This window comes from Streptomyces sp. NPDC007162, assembly GCF_040634175.1.
In the GTDB taxonomy this organism is placed as follows: domain Bacteria; phylum Actinomycetota; class Actinomycetes; order Streptomycetales; family Streptomycetaceae; genus Streptomyces.
Genome location: NZ_JBEYFC010000777.1, coordinates 1 through 3,090 on the forward strand (window position 1 = coordinate 1; position 3,090 = coordinate 3,090).

A 3,090-nucleotide genomic window follows, 5' to 3' on the forward strand; every position below is an offset into this window, starting at 1 on the left:
GTGAGCGTGCCGCCCAGGCGTCCACCTCGTTCGTGCCGATCATCGGCCCGCGCAACCTCACCCAGCTCGACGACTACCTGGGCGCTCTGGACGTCCAGCTCACCCCGCAGCAGTTCGCGCGCCTGTCCGACGTCAGCGCGGTCCCCCCTCGGAGTGCCCCACGAGGCGGCCGCCGGCACCCGCGACGGCCTCCAGGGCGGTGACGCCTCCCGCGTCACCCAGCCCGCCGTGCCTGTGACCTGAGCCGCGGCCCCTGTCGCAGACTGTTCCATCGGCAAGACACCGCCGCCCCGGACCATGCGTAGGGTCCGGGGCGGCGGTGTCTGCCTGATTGCGGCAGGCCGCACAGTCAGGGGGGAGCGTCCTCGGCGGGGTCGACGAGGTGGGCCAGTGCCCAGTCACGGAGCTCCTCCAGCGCCGGGCGGATCGCCGCTCCGGCCTCTGGCTTTGTAAGTGAGACCTGGTTCTGGTCCAACTTCTGTGGTGCGCCTACTCCCTGTGACCATTGATCTTGCTAGTCGTTCCGCCAGGTCGTCTGGAATCCGCCGGTACTGACTTCGTCCGGGCTGATGGTTCTGGGCTGTGCGCGAGGTACTGCTCCGGCTGGAAGAGCTGCTCTTCCTGTCGGCTCCGGAGATCAGGGTGGTGTCGGTGCAGGACGACGGAGTAGTGGTCCGAGTCGGTGTCCGATGTCGGACGGCCGGGGCTCGGTGCCCGGGCTGCGGGAACTGGTCGGGACGGGTGCACGGGTCCTACCTGCGGTTCCCCGCTGACCTCCCGGTGGTGGGACGGCGGGTGGTGCTGTGTCTTCGTGTCCGGCGCTTCATGTGCGAAGACCTCTCCTGCGGGCGGCGGACGTTCGTCGAGCAGGTCCCGGGCCTGACCCGGCGGTACAGCCAGCGAACCGAACGAATGCGGTCAGTGCTGGCGGAGGTCGGCCTCGCGTTGGCCGGCCGAGCCGGCGCCCGACTGGCCGACGTCTTCGGGGCGACGGTCAGCCGGAATACGGTCCTGCGGCTGGTCGACGCCCTCCCGGAGCCCCAGCCACAGGTCCCGCGCGTGGTCGGCGTCGACGAGTACGCGATGCGCAGGGGCCGTGTCTACGGGACCGTGCTGGTCGACGTCGAGACCCGCAGGCCGGTGGACCTGCTGCCGGATCGAGAGGCGGGCACTGTCGCGGCCTGGCTCGCCGAGCGCCCGGGGATCGAGGTCATCTGCCGCGACCGCGCTCCATTCTTCGCTGAGGGCGCCAGCATCGGGGCGCCCACCGCGGTCCAGGTCGCCGACCGGTTCCACCTGTGGCGCAACCTCGGCGAAGCGGCCGAGCGGTGTGTCTCCCGCCACCGATCGTGTCTCCGCACGTCCTTCGCCGAGTCGGCGCCGGAGAGGGTTCCGGCTCCGGCACCGGCCGAGAAAGGGTCGCCATGGCCCACCGGGCACCGGTTTGCCGACCGTACCCGCGCCAAGCATGCTGCCGTCCACGCGCTGCTGGCCGCTGGTCACAGCCGACGCTCGGTCCAGCGCCAGCTCGGCATGACCTACCGCACCGTCCAACGGCTGGCCGACGCCGCGAGGCCGGAAGACCTGTTCCAGGGGCAGTGGCAGAACCGCCAGACCAAGCTCGACAACTTCAAGCCGTACCTGCACGAGCGATGGGCAGAGGGCTGCACGAACGCCTGGAACCTCTGGGAAGAGATCAAGACGCACGGCTACACCGGCGGCTACGGAGCCGTCCGTGCCTACCTCCAGCCGTTTCGCACATCCCCGACCGCACCTGCAGCCCGGCCTCCGTCCCCACGCACGGTCACCGGATGGATCCTGACTCATCCCGACACCCTGCCGGAAAGCGAGTACCTGAAGCTCAAATCCGTCCTCGCCGACTGCCCCGAACTGGATGCCCTCACCGGGCACGTCCGCGCTTTCGGGAAGATGCTCACCCAGCTCCAGGGCGACCAACTTCCGCAATGGATCGCGGCGGTTCGGGCCGACGACCTTCCCAGCCTCCACACCTTCGTCAACGGCCTCGAACGAGACCTCGCCGCCGTCACCGCCGGCCTCACGCTGCCCTGGAACTCCGGCATCGTCGAAGGCCACGTCAACCGGATCAAAATGATCAAACGCCAGATGTACGGCCGGGCTGGCTTCGGCCTGCTGCGGAAGCGAGTCCTCCTTGCCTGACCGCTCTGTCGCTCGCTGAGCGGATCCGTCAGCTGATCGCAAACGGCACGGGATCCAGGCCCAGCTTGCTCCGACAGGAGTCGACGGCCCGTGTGACCCAGGCGGTCACGGCGTTGCGATCTGCCGCGATCGCGTGAAGATCACGCGTTTTCTCCTGGGCTTCGACCATCCATGGGGCCAGCGCGTCCTCTCGAAGGACCCGCTCGAAGTGATCGCGGGCCGCGTCCGGGTCCCCCACCAGAGCGGCTGCGATCCCAGAGTCGAAGCTGTCCCAGAGGAATCCCCGCCGCACCGGCCTGGACGTCAGATATCGGGCGACGTCCGGCAGAGCTGAGAACTTCTCCCTCAGCGCTGTCACGTTCGCGGCTGCCTGCCGACTGAGTTCGAGTGCCAGCGGCGTGGTGAACCGCCCGTCAGGGCGTTTGTGCAGCCAGCCGTGGTCGGCGAGCTTGGTCATCTTCGCCCGCAGCGGCTCCAGCCTGCCGCGCACCGCAGCGTCCAGGCCCAGCCGCTCGCCAACCGCCCTGACCTGCACCGGGCCGTCCGCCTCCCGCACGATCGCCAGGATCTTGCGGTAGTCGCCCGGCAGCGCCCCCTCGTCGGCCGCGTCGCTGCGGTACGGGATCAGCAGGACCGCCCGCCCAGCCACCTGCGCCGATACCGGAGCGGCCGCCTCGACATCGGCCTGGGCCTGCTCGGCTGATCGATTCAACACCCGCTCTGCGAGCGCCAGTTCCTCCCGCTCGACCTGCACCTCCTGCAGCTGCTTGGTCAACTACTCGGCAAGGGCGTCCAGTTCGCTCCGGCGAGCGGTGATCCACTGCCGCTCCTGCATCTCCGCAGCCTCCCGCGCTCTCGTGGCGTGCCGACCTGCTGACGGATCGTAGGCGGGGTTCGGCCACGGGCGCGGCC

Annotated in this window: 3 protein-coding genes and 1 pseudogene; 2 read left to right on the forward strand and 2 right to left on the reverse strand. The window is 69.7% G+C overall.

Annotated elements, in window-relative coordinates; translation table 11 throughout:
- Positions 1-203 (forward strand): annotated as a pseudogene (locus tag ABZ646_RS43725) (hypothetical protein); the annotation flags it as partial.
- A gap of 146 nt (positions 204-349) precedes the next feature.
- Here the strand turns inward: ABZ646_RS43725 and ABZ646_RS43730 are convergent.
- Positions 350-475: a hypothetical protein gene (locus ABZ646_RS43730; protein WP_360532547.1), complete on the reverse strand. Its 126-nt coding sequence runs from the start codon at positions 473-475 to the stop codon at positions 350-352.
- A 176-nt stretch (positions 476-651) separates the two neighbouring features.
- Here ABZ646_RS43730 and ABZ646_RS43735 point away from each other — a divergent pair, with 176 nt between their 5' ends.
- Positions 652-2,178: an ISL3 family transposase gene (locus ABZ646_RS43735; protein WP_360532553.1), complete on the forward strand. Its 1,527-nt coding sequence runs from the start codon at positions 652-654 to the stop codon at positions 2,176-2,178.
- A gap of 28 nt (positions 2,179-2,206) precedes the next feature.
- Here the strand turns inward: ABZ646_RS43735 and ABZ646_RS43740 are convergent, their stop codons facing one another.
- Positions 2,207-2,953 carry a hypothetical protein gene (locus ABZ646_RS43740; RefSeq protein WP_360532550.1) on the reverse strand — a complete coding sequence of 249 codons (747 nt, stop codon included), beginning with the start codon at positions 2,951-2,953 and terminating at the stop codon, positions 2,207-2,209.
- Positions 2,954-3,090 lie beyond the last annotated feature (137 nt).